The organism is Acinetobacter sp. GFQ9D191M, from assembly GCF_011174875.1.
Lineage (GTDB): Bacteria > Pseudomonadota > Gammaproteobacteria > Pseudomonadales > Moraxellaceae > Acinetobacter.
In genome coordinates, this window is the sequence record NZ_JAALGV010000167.1 from 375 (window position 1) to 814 (window position 440).

At 43.0% G+C, this 440-nt stretch carries 1 protein-coding gene; it reads right to left on the bottom strand.

Going from position 1 to position 440, the window contains the following annotated elements:
* The coding region (locus tag G5T77_RS16910) for a transposase (protein WP_032043041.1) at positions 1 to 354 on the bottom strand (354 nt) is incomplete at its 3' end.
* Between the last annotated feature and the right edge of the window lie 86 nt (positions 355 to 440).

Here is a 440-nt window from a genome sequence, read left to right on the forward strand (position 1 = left end):
CAAGGCAGGTATTTCTGATGTCTGCCATTTTAGCTGAATATCATTATTCGTATGAGGCACGGTGATACACAACGTGATCCTCTCATCAATAGGTTGGCTGATTGCAGCAGTGTAAGGCAAAGCAATAAATGCTGGATTCACATGAGTAGGATCCTGCACGGCACCCTCATGATGGCTGAAGATCCTGATCCAACGACTGACAAGGTTGGCATTAATACTATGTTGCAGTGCGACCGAAGCGATCGAGGTATTAGGATTTTTACAGGCATTGACAATACTGAGTTTGAATTCTTTGCTGTATGTTCTGCGTTTTTTAGCAACAGGAGGTGTTGCTGAATATATATCCATGTTCATGGATTAAGTCCCCACTTGTTTTTAGGTGGGAACTAAATTAAGGCTTATAGGATCGCTTGGTAAGGCTGTGTTAGCCGGATGCTTAC